Annotated in this window: 16 protein-coding genes; all 16 read right to left on the bottom strand. The window is 52.4% G+C overall.

What is annotated here, in order from left to right:
- Positions 1-4 precede the first annotated feature (4 nt).
- The 16 genes from DL346_RS17840 to DL346_RS29120 all read right to left on the bottom strand — a co-directional run bounded on the left by DL346_RS17840 (position 5) and on the right by DL346_RS29120 (position 19,936).
- Positions 5-994 (bottom strand): carbohydrate ABC transporter permease, encoded by a 990-nt coding sequence (locus DL346_RS17840; RefSeq protein WP_112883500.1) that lies wholly within the window; start codon positions 992-994, stop codon positions 5-7.
- 19 nt (positions 995-1,013) lie between these two features.
- Positions 1,014-1,883, bottom strand: coding sequence for a carbohydrate ABC transporter permease (locus DL346_RS17835; protein WP_112883499.1), 870 nt, complete (start codon positions 1,881-1,883; stop codon positions 1,014-1,016).
- 2 nt (positions 1,884-1,885) lie between these two features.
- Entirely contained in the window at positions 1,886-4,129 is a 2,244-nt protein-coding gene (locus DL346_RS17830) for a DUF5696 domain-containing protein (RefSeq protein WP_112883498.1), read from the bottom strand.
- Between the two features lie 9 nt (positions 4,130-4,138).
- Positions 4,139-4,783 (bottom strand): Yip1 family protein, encoded by a 645-nt coding sequence (locus tag DL346_RS17825; protein WP_165822562.1) that lies wholly within the window; start codon positions 4,781-4,783, stop codon positions 4,139-4,141.
- Entirely contained in the window at positions 4,780-6,204 is a 1,425-nt protein-coding gene (locus DL346_RS17820) for a hypothetical protein (RefSeq protein ID WP_112883497.1), read from the bottom strand. The genes DL346_RS17825 and DL346_RS17820 overlap by 4 nt, the downstream gene beginning before the upstream one ends.
- A 12-nt stretch (positions 6,205-6,216) precedes the next feature.
- On the bottom strand, positions 6,217-7,080 hold the full coding sequence (locus tag DL346_RS17815) for a carbohydrate ABC transporter permease (protein WP_206098546.1): 864 nt from the start codon (positions 7,078-7,080) through the stop codon (positions 6,217-6,219).
- Positions 7,081-7,094: 14 nt separating this feature from the next.
- Positions 7,095-8,045 carry a carbohydrate ABC transporter permease gene (locus DL346_RS17810; protein ID WP_112883496.1) on the bottom strand — a complete coding sequence of 317 codons (951 nt, stop codon included), beginning with the start codon at positions 8,043-8,045 and terminating at the stop codon, positions 7,095-7,097.
- Positions 8,046-8,067: 22 nt separating this feature from the next.
- Positions 8,068-11,043: an extracellular solute-binding protein gene (locus DL346_RS17805; RefSeq protein ID WP_112883495.1), complete on the bottom strand. Its 2,976-nt coding sequence runs from the start codon at positions 11,041-11,043 to the stop codon at positions 8,068-8,070.
- An 80-nt stretch (positions 11,044-11,123) separates the two neighbouring features.
- The gene (locus tag DL346_RS17800; RefSeq protein WP_112883494.1) at positions 11,124-12,518 is read right to left on the bottom strand and encodes an ABC transporter substrate-binding protein; all 1,395 of its coding nucleotides are present in this window, start codon (positions 12,516-12,518) and stop codon (positions 11,124-11,126) included.
- A gap of 183 nt (positions 12,519-12,701) precedes the next feature.
- Positions 12,702-14,114 carry an ABC transporter substrate-binding protein gene (locus tag DL346_RS17795; RefSeq protein ID WP_165822561.1) on the bottom strand — a complete coding sequence of 471 codons (1,413 nt, stop codon included), beginning with the start codon at positions 14,112-14,114 and terminating at the stop codon, positions 12,702-12,704.
- 66 nt (positions 14,115-14,180) lie between these two features.
- On the bottom strand, positions 14,181-15,941 hold the full coding sequence (locus DL346_RS17790) for a sensor histidine kinase (RefSeq protein ID WP_112883492.1): 1,761 nt from the start codon (positions 15,939-15,941) through the stop codon (positions 14,181-14,183).
- A 60-nt stretch (positions 15,942-16,001) separates the two neighbouring features.
- Entirely contained in the window at positions 16,002-17,663 is a 1,662-nt protein-coding gene (locus tag DL346_RS17785) for a response regulator transcription factor (RefSeq protein WP_165822560.1), read from the bottom strand.
- Between the two features lie 330 nt (positions 17,664-17,993).
- Complete coding sequence (gene nadE / locus DL346_RS17780; RefSeq protein WP_112883490.1) at positions 17,994-18,803, bottom strand: ammonia-dependent NAD(+) synthetase; 810 nt, start codon at positions 18,801-18,803, stop codon at positions 17,994-17,996.
- A 21-nt stretch (positions 18,804-18,824) separates the two neighbouring features.
- A complete protein-coding gene (locus DL346_RS17775) occupies positions 18,825-19,259 on the bottom strand; it encodes a BrxA/BrxB family bacilliredoxin (RefSeq protein ID WP_112883489.1) in 435 nt (144 codons plus the stop codon).
- A 99-nt stretch (positions 19,260-19,358) separates the two neighbouring features.
- A complete protein-coding gene (locus DL346_RS17770; RefSeq protein ID WP_112883488.1) occupies positions 19,359-19,784 on the bottom strand; it encodes a DUF3905 domain-containing protein in 426 nt (141 codons plus the stop codon).
- A gap of 14 nt (positions 19,785-19,798) precedes the next feature.
- Entirely contained in the window at positions 19,799-19,936 is a 138-nt protein-coding gene (locus DL346_RS29120) for a hypothetical protein (RefSeq protein WP_165822559.1), read from the bottom strand.
- Between the last annotated feature and the right edge of the window lie 10 nt (positions 19,937-19,946).

The following is a 19,946-nucleotide window of genomic DNA, read 5'->3' as shown; positions in this document are numbered from 1 at the left end:
CTCCTTATTCGACCAATCCCGAACGCTCCACGCCTTGAATGAAATAACGCTGAAGGAAGAAATAAACGAAAAGCATCGGAAGCAGAGCCATGAACGTAGCGGCCATAACAACGGGCAAGCTGAATACCTCGAAGCTGCTGCCCGTTAACGTATCCAGCGATTGGTAGAGGCGCGGCAGCATCATCGGAAGCGTAAATTTCTCTTCGGATGTCAAGTAAATCGACGGCTCGAAGAAATCATTCCAATGCCAGACGAGCGACAGCAGCGTCGTGACGACGATAGCGGGCGGCGTAAGCGGCAGTATGATTTTCCAATACACCTTGAAGCTGCCGCATCCGTCCACGCGGGCAGCATCCTCTAGCTCCCATGGAAGACCGCGGAACAGCTGGCGGAAGATGAAGATGAACAGCGCGCCCCGAAGCCCGTTTCCGAAAAAGGACGGCACGATCAGCGGCAGCACGCTGTCCAGCCAGCCCATCGTTTTGTACTGCATGAATAGAGGCACGATGAGCGTCTGCGGCGGGATGATCATGGTGAACATGCACATAAAGAACAAGAACTCGCGGCCGGGAAATTTAATTCGGGCAAAGCCATACGCGATAAAGGAACACGACAGCACCTGGCCGATTACGCTCAGGACGGCGATCAGCGCCGAATTGTTGAAGTGCGTCATGAACTGCAAGCCTTTCATCCCGTAATAGAAATTTTCCCAGGCTAGACTCGTCGGAATCCATTTGATCGTAAAATCCATCAGATCCACCGGATGCTTGAGCGAGGTCGCAACCATATAGATAAAAGGATAGAGAAAGACGAAAGCCAAATCGATCAGAATGACATAGACGAAGGTTCGATAGATCAGCGAGATCCAGCGGCTCTTGCTCCCTATCCGGCTTACCAAGCTGTGGTTTCTGATCGCCTTCACTTTGCTTCCGACCGCTGCTTGCTTAACGGCGGTTACGCCCTGCTCGGACTTCGGAATCGGAATCGACTTCACGCGGATATCACCTCCTGCATTATTTTTCGCCTGTATACACAACCAAACGTCTGGTAGAAACAAATACGAGAATGAGCAGGATAAAGATGAACATGAAGTAGATCCAGCCCATTCCGGAAGCGTACCCCATCTGGATGTTGGTAAAGGCCGTATCCTTGATATAAATCATCATCCTGTTGTTAATATCCGTGAACGAATCGACGCAGGTATAGACCAGATTAAGCAGGATGATCGGCGTCATGAGCGGCAGCGTTATTTTCCAGAACATCTCCCACTCGGTTGCGCCGTCGCATCTTGCGGATTCGTACAACGACACGGAAACGCCCTGCAATCCGGCCAAGAATAGCAAAATTTGCACGCCCGTCTTCCAGAAAATGATGGTGAGCCGGCTTAACATATCAAAGACGATCTGAGAGAACGTCGGTCCCATATACAGAAACACTTCGTCGGGAACGCCGATCCCGTTGACCAGCGTATCCTTGCCTACGCCGGCATACAGCAGCTGCTGCATCGCTAAGCCGGAGCCGATCAACACGGGCAGGAAGAATGCCGCTCGGAAGAACGCGCGGCCTCTAATGTTATGATTCAGCAGGATTGCTATAAACAGCGAAAACACAAGTATAAGCGGCGTATTGATGACGGCATCCTGAATGACCGAGATAAACAGCGGAATAAACTGCGTATCGAGAACGAAAGCTTTGTTGAAATTGTCCCAGCCCACCGATTCCAGCTCGAAGTTTCCAACGCCTACGACCTCATGAAAGCTTAGCCAAAGGGAATAGATCAAGGGATAACACATAAACAATGCGAAGCCGATCGCCCATGGCGCGATATACACATAGCCGGCCAGCATTTTCTTCCTTTCCAAACCCACTCTTCGCCCGCTCATGCTTATCCCTCCTTCCGTACGACGATAAAGTCTTTATCCGGGATGATAAGATCATCGATCTTAACCTCTCGCGGCGAATAATTGACGATCACGCGGGTATCATCCTCGTAAACGACCTCATAGACGTCCTTCTCCAGCTTGCGATGCTCCTTCATTGTTTGGGACCACACCGGCTGAAGCTTCCCGCTCATTTCTTTATATTGTTCGACCGCTTGATCGACCCAGTTGTGGTAGGATGAGCTGAACAGGTCGCTGTAATAGGTGTCCTTGAGATCCTCGGAGTGATTCATCGTAAATTGGTAGTAGGGCATGAAGCCGTATTCGACCATCTTCAGGAACTGCAGACGCGGATCGTAGAACAGATTTTGCGCGTCGCCCGAGTAAGGAATCAGCCCATGAACGACCATTTGGTAGAACGGAATCGTTTCGTCGGTAAAGAAATAGCCGCTGTCTTCCATCGGGATGCTGAACAAACGGGACGAAGCCGGAATGGTGTATCCGTTGCCCCCGATAGCGGCTGCTCCGCCGAACTGATCCTTGGATTTGCCCATCATCTCCAGCCACTTGGCGGCCGTTCCTTCCCGATTCAGCGGATAATCCTTGTTATAGTCGTAGTAGTCCATATATCCGATGCCGTCGAAATTAATGCCGGTAATATCCAGCTTGCTCAGCGGATCAAGCATCTTGTCTTGAAACCGTTCATTTTGCTTGCCCGCATTCAAGTAGAACATCTCGCTGTAACGATCCGTGACCGCAAAATGATTCGCTCCGACGACGACGTCGCTGCGCGTGGAGAAGCCGTCGGTTCCTTTCCAGGCCATGATATAATTGTCCTGCAGAAACAGCTGGTAGTTATTCGCTTTGGCATAAGCGCTTAACTGCTTCAATCCGCTTACCCCGCCTAGCTTCGTTGATGGTTTGTAGCCGGATGGATATTCCAGATACCCCCTGCCGGTCCAGCCCAGCAGATTGGCAGAGATGGCATTTACGCCCCGCTTCGTCATATCCTCCATAATTTGCCGCGCTTCTTCGAAGGTTGTCGTAGGAATGAAATGATCGAACAGAATCTGGCCTTCCTTAATGCCCATCAGCAAATCAAGCCCGAACGGAAGCGGATCTCCCTTCTTGATGAGCGGAGCAACCCCTTGTTCGTCGACTAAATATTGCCGATATGCGGAGGCCATATGGCTGTAATCCGCTTCCTCGCCGCTGAAGAATACATAGCGGATGGTGTGGTCTTCCCGGAGCAGCTCCTTCTCCGGCTTCTTGGTCAAATTCCCGTCCTTCTTGACCGCTTCATACTCGCGCCTATAGACGAGCTCCGAAGAAACCCGGTTCAGATTAATTAAGTACCCGCTTGGGGAATAGAGAATATTCGCGTCATACTCGCCCTTCGTAATCATGCCCAGGAACGCATTGTCATTCACCTTCAAGCCGAATATCGGCAGCAGCGCATTCTGCTGCCGCTGATAGTTGCTGAACGTGATCGTATCCGGACCGTACACGCTCGCGCGATAGGGATTCAAATAACTCGGGTGGTTCGACTTAAAGGTCGACAGCGCGCCCGGGCCATCGGGATAAACGGCGTACCCTTTCTCATGGTCCGCAGCCGCTCCGAAGAACGGAAGCGGCGCTATCGCCATCAGCCAGTTATTCTTGGCTTCTTTGATCGATTGGCCGGGGACGGTGACCTCCAGGGCGTTTCCTTTCAATTGAAAGCTCATATCGAAGCTGATTTGCAATCTAGGCAGCTCATAGTGAACGGAAATCCCGTCCTTCAGAGCCTTCGCTGTCATCTTCGGCTGTTCGAGCATCGAGTTGGTTTCCTGCGTTTCGAGCGCCGGCAGATTCGGGTCCGTGAACGTCAGATGGAAGATGGACTGACTGCTGGCCGTCCATAGATCATTCCCGTCCGTTGCCGCATCCTCGAGAGGTACGGCCGATTTCCACGTATAACCATTGCTCTTATCCTTCACTTCAATCGCGGAATCGGAAGAACGGAAATACAGCTCCAGGCGGTCGGTTTCCGCGACTTTCTCGAATGCGGTTTGTTCCGCGGGCTGTACGTCTTCGACCGGTGTTTCGTCGGCGGCCGCCTCCACAACCTCGTTCTTCGGCTTCAATTCCTGCTGCGCGCGCGCTACGGCGCTTTGCAGCGACGGTAAGGCGATTATGAGGAGAAGCGCCCCAACGATTAAGCTAATAACCGCATTGAACAGTCTTCGTTTTGCTAGTCTCTTAATCATGGTACCCCCTTAATTCTCCCATAAGTATCGAATTTCTACTGCGACTTCACGTACGAATTGCAGGACATGATTCGTCAGGGAGAAGACGAGGCCGACCGTTCCCCAGAAGGTGATGAAAGCAAACACGGACAACAAGAGAACGCCGACCGCTTTCTTAAAGGAATAATCATTAAGCACCTTCAACTGGATGAAGATCAGCAGCGCGACCCATAACCAGATTAGGAGATTCAAGCTGTTGTATAGGCCAAGCTCGCCTCTTGAAATCACTAAGGAGATCGCAGCCAATGGAATCGCAAATACGATATACGGGATGAGGGCGTAGGACATGGCCGTCAAGATTTGGCTGAAATGAGCTTCGCCGTCCATGATCGCCGTAATCAAATAACAAGCGATAACTCCCGATATCAGCGGCACGACGAACCGGATGATTTCCAAATTCAAGTCCGCGTATTCGGTCTGCAGGGAGGTGATATGGAAGCTTGTCATGTAGATCGTAACGATTCGTACGCATAGGGTCAGTAGAATCAGCACGAATGCCGACATCAAATGCTTGTTCTTCTGCAGCTCCTCGAAGGCGTCCACCGGGTGAAAGAGGATGGCTACCCCAAGCCGAAGAGAACGGAGACCGGATTGTTTCATGACCGCTTGATTCAAAAGCCATACCTCCTTATCACGGTGTTCGTGATGCGAATCATGAATTTGACGATCAGATAAATGACGTAAACGATGAGAATGGCAGCGATAATAATCCATCCGAGATATTGGCGCATGAAGTCATGCCGGTACTCGGCAAAGGCCTTTGAATACCCGTCCTGGTCTTCGCCCAGCTTGAATTCCTTCATGGCTTCCTGCCATTTCTCTTCCTTCATCAGCGCTTTCGCCACTCCCCGATGGGCTAACGGGTAATTCTCATCGATCTTTAAAACTTCCTTCCAAGGAACCAGCGCTTCTTGATAGCGTCCGTTATAATGCAGCTGGCTTGCTTCGTGGATAAGCTCCGCAAAGCGCGTCGGCTTGAACGTTTGAATGTTGTTCCGGTCCCGGTCAAGCACGTAAATGTTGCCTGCTTTATCGACAACGATGCTGGACGGATATTCGAACCGGCTCTTCGCATCGCCTTGACCGCCGAATACGGCCAGCAGGTTCCCCTCCTGATCGTACTGATAGATTTTTCGGGACATGGCATCCAGCGCGTTAATGACGCCATACTGGTCGATGGCCATATCGACGAAGTAGGGGTTCTCCAGCGTTCCGCTGTCAATCGACGATTCGCCGAAAAACTGCTTCTTGTAGATGTTCTCGCCCATGGCATTGAACTTCTTGAGCTGATCGCCTTCGCTAAGTACGGTAGGCGCGTAAATAAAGCCTTTGCCGTCAATGGTCAAATTCGAGTTTTGCTGCGGAACCGCATTGTTCAGCTGCTCTCTCTGCTCGGGCGTCGCCAACAATCGGATCAACAGCTTCTTCCAATTGAACGGAACGCGGTTCGCTCCGATATAGCCCCGAAACCGGTTCATCGCATCGATCATCATGAAGCCGCTGTAGTCGGTCTTATTCAGCACGTATAAATAGCCGCGCTGGTCCATGATGACTTTATCCGGGGCAAACTCCAAATCCGGGCTCAACAGGGAAGACTCCGGCTTGACGAACTCCTCGACAAACTTCCCTTCCGGCGACAAATGGATGACCTTGCCGCTGCCCGTGTCCGCCACGAACATATCGCCCAGGTGATCGACGAATATGCCGCTCGGCTGGTCGAGCTCAACCCCCTGTTCCTTTCCGAAGATGCCCAGCACCTTCCCTGCGGTGCTTAGTTTAACGATCCGATTGTTATCCGTATCCGCTACGTACAAGTCGCCTTTATCGTCGATGAACAAGTCGCTTGGTTTATTTAGGCCGGGTTCGCCGACATCGAGAATGACGCTGTCTACCGTATACGTAAGCGGAATCGGGATTTTATAGCCGTACATCGGATCAAGGGTGTAGGACATTTGCGGTAAGGCGTAGGCGGGTAAAGCGCCTAGTAGAAACAGCATGCAGCAGCCGATGAAGCCTTCCGTTATGCGTTTGATCAACGCGTCCACCCCCTATGATTTGATCCCTGAATGAACCATCGTATTCATGATAAGCTTCTGGAATAATAGAAAGATTAAGATAGGCGGAAGCGTAACCAGGAACGTGCCGGCCGCAAGAGCGCCGGATCGCGCGACAACCCCCGGTCCTCCGGCCAGCGTCTGAATCGCCAGCGGCAGCGTCTTCATCGACTCGCTTGTCGTAAACACGAGCGCGGAGAAGTAATCGTTCCAGTTGCCGATGAAGGTAAAGATAATCAAGGTTGCCCAGGCCGGCTTGCTGACCGCCATAATGACTCTCCAGAAGATCTTCCACTCCGATGCTCCGTCGATATGCGCGGCTTCGATCAAAGCATCGGGGATTTGATCGAAGAACTGCTTCATCAGGAAGATGTTAAACGCAACCGCGACCTTCGGCAGAATTAATGCCCAGTACGTATTGACCAATCCGAGCTTGGACACGATCAAATACGTCGGAATTTGCGTCACCTGCGGCGCAAACATCAGCGCCGACAGAATGACGGCGAAGATAAAGCCGGCGCCCGGCGGCTTGAACTTGGACAGCACGTACGCGCCCAAGCTGCAAACGAACAAGCTGAGCGCCACGATGGCGACCGAAATGAATACGCTGTTAAAAATATAGCGAGAGAATGGCACGATCGAGCTGTCCGTAGCGGTAAGCAAGTCGAAGAAGCTGCGCAGCGTCGGCTTCTGGACGAAAAACCTCGGCGGGTACAGAAACAGCTCATCGAGCGGCTTAAACGCGGTGGAAACCATGTATATAATCGGCATGGCCGTAAAGCCGACCAAGGCGATCATAAAGGCGTACAATAATCCCCTATTGAAGCGGGCCGCAAATTTCGCATAATTGAACGTCACGTCCTTTGGCCCCCTTATTGATCCTTGGATGATAATAGTTTCATAACGATGCGTCCCAAGCCGAACGTCACGAAGAAGAGGAAGACGGCAATGGAAGAGGCATAGCCAAGCTCGAAACGAATGAAAGCGTAATCAAAGAGATGCGAAATGATGGTATGACCCGCGTAGTTCGGGCTCGGCATCCCCGCAATGGCCACCGCGATGTCGAAGACGCCAAAGGCGGCAACGATGGAATTGACGGCGCCAAACAGCAGCTGCGGCTTCATCATCGGCAGCGTAATGAACCACAGCTCCTGGAACCGGCTGGATATCCCGTCAATGGATCCGGCCTCATAGAGCTCGGGCGAAACGTTCTGCAAGCCGGCAAGGAAGACCAGAAATCCGGTACCCATGCTCATCCATAAGGAAACGATGATAATGACCGGCATGATCGTATCCGGGTCGGTCGTCCACAGGATCGGCTCGCTGATCATGCCCCAGCTAAGCATCCAGTTGTTCAACAATCCGTACCGGTCTCCCGAGAAAATATAGAGCCAGACGACAGATAGGGCGATGCCGCTCGTAATGGACGGAACGTAGAAAGCGAGCGAGAAGAGCATCTTGGCGCGCAGCGTGTTGATCACCCACGCGAGCAGAAAAGATAAGCAGTAGCTCAGCGGACCTGCGATGACGGCGAAAATAAACGTATTTTTGAGCGATTTGATGAAAATATCGTCCTCCAGGAACAGGACGCTATAGTTCGAGAGCCCGATCCACTTCGCCGGTTGAAGCATGTTGTAATAGGTGAAGCTGAGATAGATGGATTGCACGACTGGGACAACCGTAAAGACGATGAACAGGATGAGGAAGGGACTGAGAAACAAGTAACCGAGCGCAGCCTTCTTCCCCGCCTGGGACAATTTGAATCGGCTTACTTTCTGTGATTTCAGCTGAAGCGGACTATTCACTTCCACGCTGCTTTGCATACCGCTCCTCCTCCCGCTACTGCTAATCCGGAGTGAATCCGAACTCTTCTTGTTTGGCTCTGAGCTCTTTGTTGATATCCTTGATGCCCTGCTCCAGCGATTCCCGGATATTCATGCCGCCTAGAACGACGCGGTTCCAGGCATTGTCGATGTTCCGCGGCGTAAAGTAGCCGCCTAGCACGTATGGCTGTTCCTTGTAAAACTTCAATTGCTCCGTCAGAGACTTCAAATCATCCTCGGGCCATGGCAGCTGCGAGAAGGCTTCCATATTCGCCGTATTCCAGCGGGCCTCGACGCCTAGCAGCGCTTCCAGCTCCTGACCGAATTGCAGCTGGCTCTCCTTGCTCGTCCACCATTTGAGAAACTCCCATGCTTCCTTCTGATGCGTCGATTGCTTGAAGATCGCTACCGACTGAGCCACCCCGCCGCTCGTGCGGTCAATCGTGCCGTCAGGCTTTACATGACCGGGCGACGGCGCTACGCCCCAGCGGCCGATCAGCTCTGGCGCTGCCGTGGAAAGCAGCACGTACGTTAAATAGTCGGCGATCCCGACCGGCATCTCCCCGGTACGGAACCGGTTGAAGAAGTTGGCGGTAACCGGAAATTTATAGTTGGTGTACAGCTCCGTCCATTCCGTGAAGGCCTGGAAGGCTTCCGGCGAATCGAGAGCCGACTTCTTGCCGTCCGCTTGATAGAATTCGCCGCCGTTCTGATAGAGGAACGGCATGAAGCCGAGCGACGAAATCGGATAATACATTTGCATGCCGTTTTGCTGCAGGATCGGCAGCATCGCGTACGTGTCCTCCCACGTCTGCGGAACGCTTACGCCAAGCTCCTTCAGGATATCTTTGCGGTAAACCAGCACGTTGAAGTCCTGCGTTTCCGGCAAAGCGAAATTCCCGCCGTTATAGCGGAAAGGAATAAGCGAGCCCGTCAAAAACCGTTTGCTGACTTCCTCGTAATCCGGAAACTGGGATAAATCAACGGCAGCGTCCCGAATCGCAAACTCCACGGGCAAATGCGAATCGACCCCTGTTGCGACGTCAGGCGCTTTGCCGGAGCTTGCCGCAAGCAGCAGGGTATTGACGGAGCCCGAGTTTAATTGTCCGGCCGGGAGCGTGTTGACATTGATGCGTATGCCGGTTTTCGGCGTGAAATCCTCCTCCGCCATCTCCTTCATGATCTCCGCCCACTCTTTGCCTCGAGAAACCCAAACCTCGAGAACCGGCCCCGTTTCTAGCGCGGCTTGGTCTTTGTCATAGACGCTGCCGACGCCCGTATAGTCCTTGTTAAAGGAGGCGATGAAGTTTTTGAACGTACTCAGCGTCTTTTGCAGAAAATTCGATTTCACCTTCGGATACTCGGTCTCCGGCGAACTGATCAGCAGATAGTCCAGCACGAGCGGCACGTTTTGCAGACCCATCAATAGCGTGCTTAAGCTGGTTTGGCTGTTGCTGAGCTCCGAAATTTGCCTTGGGATCGAGTCGGGATTTTTGATCATTTTCTCGAAGGTATGGTTCATCATGCGAAGACTGCTTACCGTGCTCGGCTCTTTCTCCGAAATGGCATTGAGCGCATCCATTTGGACCAGCAAATCATCCGCGATCGCTTTCAAGTCATCGATAAGCTTGGGAACCTTCTTGCCCAGCTCGTATTCGAAGTTCGGATCCGGCGTCGGTCCCGTGATCATAATGATGCGCCGATAAAGATCGGACAGCTTCTGCGTATCCGCCGTTAAGCCTTCGATTATCGACTGATAAGGGCCGATAACCGCGACCATCGTGATCGTATGCTCGCCTGCCGTTAGATGCATGAGCAGCGGGTCTTCATTCCCGCTTCCTTCCTCGTGTTGGCGAAGGGTCTCGATTCTCCAGTTGCGGGAGTAGGAAAACGGATATTCGGCCAGCTCTTGAAACGGAACTTTCCCATCTATAAGAATTTGACGATAGGACGGTAACCCATCGCCCCACCATTGTCCGATTTTCATGCCGATCTTGTATAATCCATCCTTCGGGACCGAGAACGTCCAGGAAGCCTTCTGCCCGCCTTTTCGCCAGCGCCAGTCCCCGAATGCATTCAGTAGCTTCGTTCCGTCTCCGGCCGGCTCCATTAACGGATCGCCATTGGATTCCCGGCGAATCGTCGGATCGGACTTCATCGGATTGTTCTCCGCTTGCACCTTCACATTGACTTGCTCAACCGGTCCGTAGCCCTGTGCTTCATAAGCCTTCTCGATTTCGTTATAGCCCGGCAATATCTCGGAAGACATCACCCGAATTTCATCCAGCGCCATCGGTTCGACCAAATAATTCATGCGGATCGCGTGCTTGCCTGCTTCAAAGTAAAACTGAAACGGCGCCGAGTATAGGCCGTTTCCGTCCGTGATCGGCACTTCCATCCACTGCGGCTTCTCGATTTGCTTCGGCCGAATGTCGTCCCCCTGGTTATTCCGCAGCGGATCGCCGCGATCCATCCAGTTGCGGGCGAAATAGATGCGCTGCGCTTCGCGGAAAGGACTTTGCCCGTCGATGAGCAGCTCGCGCTGAATCGGCAGCCTTTTCCCGGCTAGCGGATAATAGTTCGCCGCGAGGCTGTATAGCCCGCTTTCCGGCACGTCGACGGTCCACTCCAGCCATTGCGTGTCTTCCTCCCATACAAGAGCGGAAGAAGTGCCTTCGACCGTATCGGAATCCGGCTTGGCGCCTCCGAATGCCGAGTATTCGCCGGCTTTCAAGGTGACCTCAAACGGAGCGGCAGACTTATAGCCCTTCTCCGTATAGGCAGCTAGCGTTTTACCGTATGTAGGCTGCAAAATTTCATCCACGGACAGCTGCGACAAATCCGCTTGCGGGACGCCCTGATTCTGATTGCGGTCCCGTAGACGCTCGCTGGCGTACGTGTTCAGGTTTTCGCCGAAGGTGACCGAAATGACAAGAAAGGTGATCGTGACCAGCACGACTTTCTTCCACTTCCATGCATCTTCCCAATGCCGCTTCATAGATTCTCACCTCTTGTCATTCAATTCGTTTAAATTAGGAAGGGGTAGCAGCAGCTCCTACCCCTTCCTTCTCCATGAATCTATTTGGCTGTCAGCTTTTTAAGCTCCGAGTCCACGTTCTTCTTCGCTTCGTCCAGCAGCTTCTTCGGCTCGCCTTTACCGTTAAGCGCCGCGTCCGAAGCTTTGAACGATTCGTCCCACAATTTTTGGCCTGCAGGCGTTACGGGACGCGTATGCGCGATTTCCATCAGATCGACGAACACCTTCAATTGCGGTTTCTCCGTCATCTTCAATTCCTCGTTCACTTGAGGCATCGCCGTGATGTCGTTGCCGGCATCCGCGCGTTTACCCCAGAGCAGCGTTCCTTCGTAGCCGCCGATGAATTTCAGGAGCTCCCATGCCTCTTTAGGATGCTTGGCGCCCTTCGGCATAGCCCAAGACCAACCGCCAGCCCACGTGGTTTGCGTTTGGCCGTCCTCGGCCGGCATCGGCGCGACGCCCCATTCGAAGGTCGGTTTAACCTTGGCGTTGCTCGTCAAATCGTTCAGGATCCAGTTGCCGTCATACACGAAGCCGACTTTGCCCGTCCAGAACGGATTGATGCCGGTTTTGCCCATGACGTCGTTGAACTTGTTGATTTTGGCCATATCGTACTTCTTCGCGTAACCGGCCATCCATTCCAGCGCTTTTACGATTTGCGGATCATTCGGCGTCAATTCCTCGCCCTTTGCCCATTCACCGCCGAAGTTCCAGCCCTGCGTATATAAGAAGCCTTGATTCATCCACGGAATAAAGCCGACTTGCTCGTACCCGCTGCCCGTTTTCTTGAAGATCTTCTCCGCTGCCGCATCGAGCTCGCTGACGGTTGTCGGCGGCTTCTCCGGATCGAGGCCCGCTTCCTTCATCAACGTTTTGTTATAGTACATCGCCCGGTTATCCGTACCGAACGGCATCGCGAATAATTCGCCCTTGTAGTTCGCTTCCGCCCAGACGCTCGGGTAGTAATCGTCCGCGCTTACTTCGCTGTCGGTTTCGAGGTACGGAGTCAGGCTCTCGAGCGAGCCTTTCGCCGCCCAAGCTCCCGTCATGAAACGGTCGAGAATCGCTACGTCCGGCGGAGTGCCTCCGGCAATCAGCGTCGTCAACTTCTCGATCCCTTGTTCGGGAATGTATTTCACCTTAATATTCGGATGCTTTTTCTCGAATTCGCTCAGTACGATCTTTGTGTAGTCAGTCTGGAATTTACCTCCCCAGCCCCAGAATTCGAGCGTTACTTTCTCGCCGCTATCCGTGCTTGCCGTATTGTCCGCGCTTGCCGTGTTTTCAGGATTAGCAGTACTCGTTGCGTCTTCCGCGTTCGCCCCGCTTGTTTCGCTTTCTCCATTCGTCCCCCCGCAGCCCGTCAAAACCAAACTTACCGACAGCGCAGCAACGAAAAACTTAATCATTCCCGGCCTCCATGATAGAGCTTCCATCTCTTTTCTCCTCCTATGAACTCGTTTTTACTGGGTATTCGCTACACGTACTCAGTGTAAACGCTTTTATTTCCTGCCGTAATGCGACTGCCTTTGCATTTAGTGTAATATTTTGACTTGATTCGATTGCTTTCATAAAAAAAAGAGAGTCTATCTCGTTCAATAGACTCTCTTGCGTATTTCTTATAAAGAGCTTTGCGACGGATTCTCCGTCTTTCTGCGTTCTGCGGACTTGACTTCATTCAAGTGGGCATCGAGGTTCCGTTTCAATTCGTCCAGCAGCGCTTTCGGCTCCCCCTGCAAATTGATAGCCAGAATCTGCACCCGGTACAGCTCATCCCACATATAGCCGCCTACCGGCGATACCGGACGAATATAAGCATGCTGAAGCAGCTTGACGAAGACATCGAGGTTCTTCTTCTTGTCCAAGCCCAGCTGCTTGTTCACTTCAGGAATGCTGCTCAGATCATAGGTTTCGCCGCGGCCTGCCCAAAGAAGCGAGCCTTCTTTGCCTGCAACGTATTTAATAAACCGCCAGGCATGCTCCTTATACTTAGCTCCTTTTGGCATGACGAACGACCAGCCTCCCGCCCAGGTTACCGATCGGCCTCCCTCTTCCGTTGGCATAGGCGCAATTCCCCATTCAAAATTCACGTCATTCATCCCGTTCAACAGCCAATTGCCTTCATAAATGAAGCCGACCTTGCCTGAGGCGAATGGATTCACCCCGGCTAGCCTGATTTCGTCCGAGAAGCTTTTCAGCTTCTTGGTGTCATACTTCTTGCCATAGCGCTGCATCCATTCCAAGGCTTTGACGTTTTCGGGATCGTTGGGCGTCAGCTCCCCTTCCTTCTCCCATTGACCGCCGAAATTCCAGCCATTCGCATAAATGAAGCCTTGGGCCATCCAAGGAACAAAGCCCACTTGCTCGTAAGTGCCGGCTTCGTTTTGCTTGAACATTTTCTCCGCCATGGCATCCAATTCGGCAATCGTTGTCGGCGGCTTATTGGGATCAAGGCCGGCTTCTTCCATCATCGTTTTATTGTAAAGCATCGCGCGGCTGTCCACGTTCCACGGCAGGGCAAACGTTTTGCCGTTATATTGCGCCTCCGGCCATATGTTTGGATAGTAGATACCCGCCATGCCGTCTCGATTCACGTCGGACGACAAGTCCTCCAAAGCGCCCATCGCCGCCCATTCGCCGACGAGGAAGCGGTCGATCATGGCGACATCCGGCGCTATGCCTCCGGCAATCGCGGTTAACAATTTGTCGGATGCCTGCGAATTATCAGAGTTCTCGACAAAGGTCATTTTGACTTTGATATCCGGGTTTACCTTCTCGAACGGAACGACGACCGTGTCGTGAAATTCCTGCTGAAATCCCCCGCCCCACGGAAACCAGAAGTTGATCGTTACGGGGTCGCTGCCGTGCTTCACGTTGTTATTGGCATGATGCTGCAATTCCGTCAGCCCTGCGCTTGCTTCCGAACTGAATTTGGTTCCATTTCCAAATAAGGAACTTGTTAACAGGATCACGATCACTATGAGGACAAGCATGAAAGAAATAAGCTTCTTATTTCGAACAAGCATTTTCATCGCGACAACCATCCCCTCTCCATTCTCGCGGAATCGGTTACATCTGCGGCCATATGCGTCAGACGTTTAGCTGGCATGCTTGGTTTGATTTCTCTTCGTGAGCGGAATCGTCATCGTAACCTCTGTGCCGCTGCCAGGCCTGCTTTGAATCTCGATGCCATACTGGGCGCCGTAAGCAATTTGGATTTGCGAATGAATATTCCGCAGGGCAAAATTATCGTGCTCCTCCGTTCCTTTGCCGCTTAGCATAAGCTGCAGAACGGAGAGCTTGTCTGCCGCGATTCCCGCGCCATTATCCGAAACCACAAATTTCAAGCACTCGCCTTCATGAATAAAAGCGACGTCAAGACGGCCTTTCCCCGACTTTTTCTCCAATCCATGATAGATCGCGTTCTCCACAAGCGGTTGAAAAATATATTTCAATACCGTGTATCTCTCAAGCGATGGGTCCACATGCAGATGAAGCGAAAACTTATCCTGGTAGCGAACCTTCTGGATCATAATATAGCTGTCGAGCAGCTGCACGACCTCGCTGACGGAGACCTCGTCCCTGCCTTCATTCAAGCTTACCCGCAAATACTTGGACAGCCCGAATATCATCGTGCTGATGTCGTCCACCTTGTGAATGCGGGCAATCCAGTGGATGGAATCCAGGGTATTGTACAGAAAATGAGCATTGATCTGCGAACCCAGCATTTTCAGCTGAAGGCCCTGCTCAAGCAGCTTCTGCACGTAGAGTTCATTGATCAATTCCTTGATGCGAGCGACCATCCTGTTAAAATGAGTGAACAAATAGCCGAATTCATCCTCGCGTTTATCTTCGATGCGAGCGTCGAAATCTCCATTCTCGGCTCTTCGCATGACGCGAATCATCTTCTGCAGCGGCCGATGGACCGTCGAGGCGATAAAGATGGCAAACAGGATGCCGAGGAACGAGAACGCCAGTCCAAGGGACAGAACGTACCACCGCAAACTGCCCGCATCCTTCATTAAATCGGTGCCCAGAAGCATGCCTGCAAGCGTCCAATCGCTTGCTTCCAGACGGTTATAGACAACCAGCGTTTGTTCTCCGTCCATCTGCGCGCTGAATATGCCTTGACGCTCTTCGCCAAGCGGAACGCCAAGCATGCTGGACAAGCGCATCCCGTCATTATCGCCGACGATCTGTCCTTGCCCGTCCACGATGACATTCGTCCCTGATCCGTTATAGTCGATTTCCGATAGAATCTCGATGATCTCCGTCGGATCGATTTCATAGACCAGCACGCCGATGATTTCTCCGCTAGTGCTGAAGTTTTTCTCCGCGCGGCCAAAGCAGAATACCGGGTTCGGATCTCCGCTCCTGACGAGCGACGGGCGAATGCCAAAATATACGACTTCGCCGTCGGCTTTCCGGATCTGCTTGTACCAGGATTCCTCCGTGAATCCGTTCGTGTAGGCATTATACGCGGGAAAGGAAGTCTTAGGCGAATAATGGAACGAGAAGCCTTTCTCGCCCAGCAAGTAAATATCGTTGATATCGTTTCTTGAATTCACCAGATTCGATAAGAAGGCTGTGTTCGCATAGTTATTCTGTATCCGCTCCGACGCGTTCGAGAACTTTCCGAAGAGTTGCTTCTGTATCTCCTCGTTGCCAACGACCAGAAGGGAACGATCCTCATAGCCTTCCAATAGGTTATCGATCCGTTTGCTCATCTGCTGCACACTCTGAAGCGCCATGCCGCCGATTTTGTCCTCCATCATTTCCGCGGACTTATCATAGAAGAGATAGCCCATCACGGTGATGATAATCAGCATGCTGGCAACGAATAGCACAAAAACTTTCACGCCGACGGTAGGATGCCTCAGTTTTCCAATGAATGACGGTATGATGATATCCCTCTCTTCTTATGCGCCGTAGTTCCGAAATTGGGCAGGGGTCATCCCTTCCGATTCCTTGAAGGTTTTCACGAAATGCCGAAAATCCTTATACCCTACAGATTCGGCAACCTCGTATATCTTAAGCGGAGTCCGTTCGAGCAGCTCTTTCGCCTTTGCGACTCGAATGCGAATGAGATAACGGCTCAGCGTTTCCCCAACCTCGGCATGAAAGACCCTGCTGAAGTAGGAAGGGTTCATGTAAATTGTTTCGGCGACGTTATTAAGGCTGATGCCGCGGTGATAGTTATCGTGAATGTACCGTAGCGCGATTTCGATCGTATTTCGCTGTCCCGATCCGGAAACAGGCCGATCTTTCTTGAGAAAGGCGCTTAATATCGCGTTCTTCCAAGTCGCGAATGAACTGCGGTAAAGCTGAAGCTTCTGTTGATGCGTGATCTGGCACGGCTCCGAACCTCCCTTCGCCATGCACAGCTCCTGCCATTTGGATAACAGAATCCCGATATGCGCGTTCATCTCGCATCTAACGGCTAGAGCCGAATGTTGTTTTACCAGCGCTTGCATGAGCTCGATCTGCTGATCAAGCAGCTCGGATAATCGGCTTTCGTCCTTGAGCTTGATGGCATGAAAAATGCGGTTGCTCCAAGCCATATCGAGCGCTTCGGCTTTCATCGGCATCGGGGTCATGCGCGCGGTGACCATCACGGGTTGTTTTCCCTTTCCCTCGTTACCCGTGCTGACTGGACCATACACCAGTCCCGTGCCATCCAATAGATACCTCACACTGTTTGTAAGCGCTTCCCTAAATGCGAAAATGAGTTGCGTTCCTTCTCCCATGCCGCTGACGCCTATTGTGAGTTGAATGCCCAGAAATTCAAGAGCGTCTTCAATAACAAGCTTCGCTAGGCGGCATGCTTCCTGATCGGGAATGGATGTCTCCTTCTCCCAAGAGCTGATAAGCGCTACATCCGCGAATTCATTCTCGTGCAATAGACAGGCCGCGCATGAGATGTTCGCTTCGCGAAACACTTCCTCCATCAGGTTTCCAAGCGCGTATCTTAGTTGGGAAGAGCCGCTTTTGCATAAGCTCCGCTCGCCCCAATCGTGGACAACGGCCGTCAGGACGATGAGCCGCTTCGGGTTCAAATCAATGCGAAGCGCCTCCCATTTGGACAACAATTCCGAGCCCGAAATAGGATGGGTTAAACACATTTCCAGATGCTTCTGCCTGGCGAGGGGCAGACTTTCTCTCACCCGGCCCAAAAGCTCATCCAGCCTGATGGCGAGCTCTCTCTTCTTTGTAATTTCGCCGATGCAGCGCTCGATAACCTCCATGAGCACCTTTTCCTCGATTGGCTTGAGAATATAGTCGAAAGCGCCAAGCTTGACGGCTTTCTGGGCATAAACGAAGTCACTGAAGCCGCTAATAAAAATCACCTTGATGCCCAGGCCCCGTCTATCTAATTCTTCGATTAATTCCATTCCGTCCATGGAGGGCATCCTAATATCGGAGATGACGATGTCCGGAAGATGGGCTTCGATCAGCTTCAGCGCCTCGCATCCATCTTCGGCGTCGCCAATGAATTGAATGCCGTACGAGCCCCAATCAATCGTCTGTTTCAATCCTTCGCGGATCCAACGCTCATCATCGACTACCATGAGTTTGATCAATGACTTTGCCTCCTCGATCAGCCATTCCTTTTTTACTAGCTTTGACATTCATATTACCGAAGCAGGACACGTTATTTAAGGTTGTTATTTTTGGATTTGGTGTATTATTTTTACCTGGCTCTCAATTTCCTTACAAAAAACTTCACCCAAAACTACCAACCGAACCATTATACACTAGAATGGGAGCGAAATCCTTTATTGGTGGAAGTTTGAAGCATCGGCGAAAAAGAAATAGCCCACCTGAATGACTCAGGTGGGCTATTTCTATGCCGTTTTAAGCAAAAAAAACATAAAACCGCCCTGCCATTTAGGCAGGGCGGTTCATGCCCGCTAGATCCCCGGGATCGGGTTCCGTTTGTGGGCGGTTTTGAGAAATTGCTTCTCGAGCTTCTCGCGAGCAGCGTCGCTGATGGTCTTACCTTCGAGATACGAGCTGTTGTCATCATACGTGATGCCAAGCTCGGCCTCGTCGGTTTGGCCTTCCCAAAGGCCAGCGGTCGGCGCCTTCGTGATGACCGAATCCGGCACGCCGATTACGGCAGCCAGCTGGCGGACCTGCCGCTTGTTCAAGGAGCTGAGCGGCGTAATGTCTACGGCGCCATCGCCCCACTTGGTGAAGAAGCCTGTAATGGCTTCGGACGCGTGATCCGTGCCGACCACAAGCAGATTGAGGTCGAACGCAAGCGCATACTGAGCCACCATGCGGGTACGGGCTTTGACGTTGCCCTTGCCGCCGCGGCTGAGATGGCGCGAAATGCCGATCGACTTCAAGCTGTGTTCGACTTCAAGAGCAATCTCATCCACAGCCTCTTGAATGTTCGTCTCCACGCGGTACTTCAACCCGAACGCTTCCGCAACCGCGTAGCTGTCCGAAATATCGACCTGTTCGCCGTAAGGCTGGAATACGCCCAGCGTCATATATTCCCTGCCGGTTTCGGCAGTCAATTCATCCGTTGCTTTCTTGCAGAGACCAGTCGCTACCGCGCTGTCGATCCCCCCGCTGATTGCGATCAGCAGCCCCGTCGTGCCGGACTTGCGCACATACTCTTTCAGGAAATCGACACGCTTGCGAATCTCCTGCTCTGGATCGATCTCAGGCTTAACGCCCAATTGCTGAATAATTTCGTCCTGCAAGCTCATCCCCATGTCCCCCAATACGTCTTAACGGCAGAAACGCTCGAACGCAGAAGTCAAATCCGCTGCAATATCAGCGGCCGAACGGTTCTCGATTTGATGGCGCTCGATGAAGTGTACGAGCTCGCCGTCCTTCATCAAGGCAATGGAAGGCGAAGACGGCGGGTACGGAGCAAAATATTCACGCGCTTTCGCGGTAGCTTCTTTATCTTGGCCAGCAAATACAGTGTAGAGGTGATCTGGCGTCACATCGTGCTGAAGCGCCTGAGCTACGCCCGGACGGCATTGGCCTGCTGCGCAGCCGCAAACCGAATTTACGACGACAAGCGCCGTTCCTTTCGCGCCAGGCAGTTTAGCCTCAACTTCCTCAGGCGTACGAAGCTCCTCAATGCCGATACGCGTCAAATCGTCGCGCATCGGTTGTACCATATCCAGCATGTATCTTTCAAAAGACATCGACATGTATAATCGCTCCTTTAATCATGACTTTTTCTTTCTATTATACCCCCCGCACAATTTGAAAGCAAAGAAAAAGCAACCGGGCCCCTGCCCGATTGCTCGCTATTTCTCCTTTGACCGCTCCGCGGCTTCAGGATTTTCCTCGATGCCGGATGCGGCATTCTTGTCCGGATGCATGAAAGTCCCCCCTTGCGGAGGTACCCCTTGTTCAAAATAATCCCGGTTCTCGCTGGTCAGAAAGCCGACGTCTTTATATGGATGCACCCACTGGCTGCCTGCCATGACCGCCGGGTCCGTGTCCTCCGTCCACTGGCTGAGCGGAGATTCCGGCGACTCGTATTGGTGATCGCCGATCACGACGCCGCTGTCGTTCACGAACGGGGCATGCGGCCCCCGGCCTGATTGAAATTCCGGAAGAAAATTAATTTCGAACGGGTCCAAAGCCGGATCGTCTTTACCGGGCGCTGGCGGGAAGGAGGATATCTCTCCTTGCGCAGCGCTCAAATCCCGCTCCTTCTTCTTGCTCATAGCCGATTCCCTCCTTAGGTCGAAGGGCGATTGGGGCCGTCTAGCTTTTTATCATAGCCTTCCGATTCCGGTGCTTTGCTGCTTCCTCGCTGCTTGCTGGCTGCGGCATTTTGGACACCGGCCGCATTGCTGCCGCGCTGCTTGTTTTCCATTGCTGGCACC

The organism is Paenibacillus montanisoli (genome assembly GCF_003268025.1).
In the GTDB taxonomy this organism is placed as follows: Bacteria; Bacillota; Bacilli; order Paenibacillales; family Paenibacillaceae; genus Paenibacillus_Z; species Paenibacillus_Z montanisoli.
Note: the sequence above shows the minus strand (reverse complement) of the source record. Positions and strands in the feature narration are given on the sequence as shown.